Genomic DNA, 4,669 nt, shown 5'->3' with positions numbered 1-4,669 from the left:
GGAATATAAAATGAGAGCCAAGCAGTTTCAATGGCATTGTGAATATTCTTTACATAAGATAATTGTTTTATCATTAGCTTTAATATTATTGATATCTTTTGCTTCGAATCTCCTTCTGAAAGATACTGTAGGCGTAGCATTGAATAAAATATATTTTATCTTTATATTCACTCATATATTTCCTCCATTATCTATATTATATTTCATTGCCGTATTTATATCTGTATCGCAGAGCAATTCCTTGTGTAAGGGAAAGCTTAAAGTAATTACATCGATGATTTTTCTCTTGCGATAAATCTGGTTCATATACCTTGTAGGTTAATAGTGAATATCAACCATGGTATTCATCTGATCAATTTTTTGTTATGGGATGGTTATATTCTGCTTGTATTTATCACTTTTCTTGGTGTTGGTCATGATTCTGATTGAGTTTGGTGGAATTGAGTTATGTGGTCGGTGGATGGCCAAGAGGTGATGCATATGCTTAAAAATTTCCTGTTTCTATCAGTGATGGTATCAAATATATCTTATGCAAAAGATATGAAAGATCATGCCAGCAATGATTTTACTAAGCGAGTTGATAGTACCAGCTATAACCATTTGGATATACATGATAATGATGGAAAGGCTGACGAACTACCAAATCTCAGTCCAGTAAGTATAGCGAACGATTCATTTTATACTCTAGAGGGGGTGGAGTCATTTATCGCAGAACAGGCTGCTAGGATTGGGGGGAAATATGGCACACATAAATTATCTAATGATGATAATGTGCGCCAGAAAGAATCTGATTACTGGCAGCAGTTAGCAGAAAGTGAAGTTCACGGATTCGTTAGTTCTTCAATAAATGAACAAATTAGTTCATCTTTTTCAAAATTTGGTACTATTGAATTCAATATTGGCTTGTCTAAAAACTACACCATAGACCAATTTAGTGGGGATGCTCTAATACCACTCCAAAAAACATCTGAAAGTATATCTTATGTTCAGGTGGGTCTAAGAAAAGGCTCTCAGGAAAGAAGTTTTTTTAATATCGGTAGCGGTAAAAGATTTCTATATGAAGACTATTTGCTAGGGATTAATGCATTCGTTGACTATGACTATAGTCGTGAGCATGCTAGAGCCAGCTTAGGTGCTGAGTATTTTTCAGATTTCATAACGATCAGTTCAAATGGCTACCTTCCTCTAACTGGTTGGAAGTCATCTCCTGATGTAATTGATTATCTTGAAAAGCCATCCTATGGTGTAGACGTTAGAGTCGATGGATATCTTCCATGGAATCCACATATTGGTGTGAAAGCCATTGGAGAGTATTACTCTGGAAACGAAGTTGATATTTTATTAAATGGTTCTAGAACCAAGAATCCATATGCCATTACGATAGGGGCAAACTATACACCAATTCCATTGTTTACATTATCTGTTAATCATACGGAAGCTAAAGATAACCAGAATACTACCAATGTGGAGGCAAAGTTCAACTGGTATATTGGGTCTTCATGGACTGACATGATTGAGCCAAAAAATGTGGGTGGTATGCGTACACTTGATAACCTTGCCATGGGGTTGGTTAATAGAAATAATCAAATTGTTTTAAAATATAAAAAAGATGAGTCTGTGTTGCAAGTCTCATTGCCAGAAAGCGTGATGGTTAAAGAGTTTGGCTCGTTCATTTTGATGCCAGAAGTTAAGGGGGCATACAGAACGAGAAATTATGTTTGGAGTGGTGAAATTCTTAATGAAGTAGAAAACATATATAGTAGTCAGCTATATGTTCCACGAGCCCCCGCTTATGTTAAAGATGCTGATAATACATATTATGTGAGCTTGCTTGTTACCGACTCAAACAATAACTTAAGGGAGGCAAGCACAATTGTAAAGGTCATAGAGGATGACAATGTTTTGCCAACCGTAAAATTGAAGGATAAACACGTTAAATTAAAGGTTGGCGATATTTATAACATTGATTGGAGTGTTATTGATCCTAGAAATGAAGAATGCCTTAGTGGTTGTGATAAAACGTATGAAAAAAATAAGATAGAAATAATTTTCTCTGATGACGCTATCAGCTTGATCCCAAATTACGAACTATCTGCTGTCACTTTAACTAATGGAGTAGATGTTAAGTTGAGGGTTACATTACCATCAGGTCATGTTGTTGAAGATATTATGAAGATTGAAATTGAGAATGTTATAAATTTACGAGACATGGATATAGTGTTGGTTGAGGAAACTCCCGGGTTGATTAATGCTTCAGTAGTAAATAACGTTGTTTTAAAAGCTCGAGTTTTATGTAATGGTGAGGATTGTGATCCTAGTATCTTAAGTAAATATAGTTATTTATGGATGAAGAAAAGTATCTTTAATGATGAATGGCAGGATGTATTATTAACAGAAGATAACACTTATGTTCCTACAGGCGGGCCTAATGGCGGGGATCAGGGTTATGTATTTAAAGTGAGATTGATCGAAAAACAAGATATATGATGCTAGATAGGACTGCTTGCATTATTGTTCCAAATATGAAAGTGGATGTAGTAATTCGGTTATACATTGTTACACTCTATGATTTGATTGTGCGTGAGTCAAGTGCAATAATAGTCTATGCTTGACTGATTTTAAGCCTTTTCGAGTAGTATCATAGAGGTGCCTGATGTCTGATGTGCTGCATAAAAAAGTTCTCGTAGATAGAAAGAGTGGCTATGTTTATCATGGTGACATAAATATTGGGCAGTTAAATGATAATGAATTACGAATTTTCATAATGCTTCTTGATGCTAAGGGGGAGGTTTTATCTAAAGAGCACTTGCTTGAAATGGGTTGGCCTGGTCGAGTTGTCGTTCCTAACTCACTTAATATGGCAATTAGAAAAATCAGGTCAATACTTAATGAGTTTAACGATGAAATTCTAATTCAGACTGTTGCCAGGCAAGGGTTCAGAATTATAACTGAAGTTGTTGGTATAGTAGATAGCAGTGAGGTTAAGCCCCACTATTATAATAATGAAGAGCAAGTTGTCGATGAGTCTGGAGGTGTGAAGTATCCATATCAGGTACGAGCATCTAACAAAGTGGTTTTTATCTTTACATTATTAGTTATACTCTTTGTTTTTTTTGTGGTTAACTTTATCCATGGTGAGTCAATTTCTCTCCAATGCCACCAAGAGAATGGAGTATGGCTATGTGGTTTGGATTCAGATGATAGCACAAATAAAAAGACGATCACTTGTAAACCATCTGGGCTGAAGTGTTTAGAGGCAAGTGAAAAAGAGGTGTATATATATGGCAGTGTATCAGATAAAAAAGATATTGACTCCATCAAGGTTAAGTAGTCTTGTGCTATTAGGCCTTGTTCTATGGGGCGTATACCCATTTATCAATGGTATGGGGTGTGACTTCCCTTTTGAGATAAATAATGAAGCCTATCATATAGTAGGAAGTTGTAAAGATGGTACACTAAAATATGCAACTCTTTTCAAAAAAACAGGGACTGTTTCAATACGAAAAGATTTATATGGTGTTATTGGGCATAAGGTTATTGCTATAAGGCTTGATAGGCGATTGTTTGTTGCTCCAAAACCTGGATTTAGTAACCTTGATGATGTATTGGCAGAGTATAACTATACATCTGATCTTGTTAGACAATATTATTGGGGAAAAGGTGCTTCGGAAAATAATGAGTACTTCTTTTTACAAAAATCAAAGTACCAGACAGAGGGAGACCCATCCTTGTTATTCAAAGTCTTAACTGATGGAAGAATAGCTTTTATTGCGCCAAACGATTAGATTACTGCTCTAAGTTGAGTTTTTGGCGCAATAATTAGTGGCGCGACGACTGAAGTGAATATCCTCGATAAAAATCCCCTCCAAAGCTTTTACTCATTCATGTAGGGATGTGTTTTAGGTTAGTAATCTTGAATAAAAAACACCGCTGTAATAGATGATTTTCAGTCCGGACTAATGGGTTCGCAGCTTATGTATCTTTTCAAAGATACATAATAGTTCTATGGCCAGACATATTAATCTGTATTGAGATAGAACTTCAGGTGGTAGCCAAAATATTTTGCAGTACTATTCGGGGGAATTATTAAGCGTAATATGCTGCACTACAGTATAACTGTATATGGTATTCACTTGGAATTTGTCCACAAAAGGTTGTAATCAACCGAACAGCAAAATGGTACCCCTACCGTGTTATCTGGAGAGTTATCGCATGACCACCAACAGAAAGTCGCACGTCGTCAACCCAGCTTGCTAGAGCTCGCCAAATGGCTCAATAACCTCAGCAAAGCCGACCACTGCCGCCAACAAATCTACGAAATCCGGCACAACTAGCAGACCTATGGCCAACTCGGCAAATTGCCCAGCGGTAAAGAGGCACATCCAAATAGGGTCGCACCCGAGGTTGAAGAGGCCATCCTCAATTACTCTCTCACCAAGGCGGCCTATTGCTCGCTGCTGGTTAGCAAGAGTGATTCCTGCGGCCTCAACCTCTGTGTGAGCCGTGTACTTGGCTTATTGCAAGGTTACTACTTGCTTTCCAAACACGACCGCTTGTTGTGCTTCTAGAAAGCCCATCAACAGACGATTGAACCCAATGACGAGCAAATAAGATATAATTCTAATATTACGCAGATATTTAAATTCTTTCTCGTATCATAATGTATAGA

Annotated in this window: 3 protein-coding genes; all 3 read left to right on the top strand. The window is 36.9% G+C overall.

All coding sequences use genetic code 11. The features are described from left to right. Positions 1-447: 447 nt before the first annotated feature. The 3 genes from AACS24_RS01100 (at position 448) to AACS24_RS01090 (ending at position 3,785) form a co-directional block, all read left to right on the top strand. The gene (locus AACS24_RS01100; protein WP_108572094.1) at positions 448-2,487 is read left to right on the top strand and encodes an inverse autotransporter beta domain-containing protein; all 2,040 of its coding nucleotides are present in this window, start codon (positions 448-450) and stop codon (positions 2,485-2,487) included. A 166-nt stretch (positions 2,488-2,653) separates the two neighbouring features. Then, on the top strand, positions 2,654-3,331 hold the full coding sequence (locus AACS24_RS01095) for a winged helix-turn-helix domain-containing protein (RefSeq protein ID WP_108572093.1): 678 nt from the start codon (positions 2,654-2,656) through the stop codon (positions 3,329-3,331). After that, complete coding sequence (locus tag AACS24_RS01090) at positions 3,282-3,785, top strand: hypothetical protein (protein WP_146181444.1); 504 nt, start codon at positions 3,282-3,284, stop codon at positions 3,783-3,785. The genes AACS24_RS01095 and AACS24_RS01090 overlap by 50 nt, the downstream gene beginning before the upstream one ends. The last annotated feature ends 884 nt before the right edge of the window (positions 3,786-4,669 follow it).

This window comes from Aeromonas sp. HMWF016 (assembly GCF_963878195.1).
In the GTDB taxonomy this organism is placed as follows: Bacteria; Pseudomonadota; Gammaproteobacteria; order Enterobacterales; family Aeromonadaceae; genus Aeromonas; species Aeromonas lacus.
The sequence above is the reverse complement of the archived record's forward strand: the minus strand, read 5'-3'. Positions and strand labels throughout refer to the sequence as shown.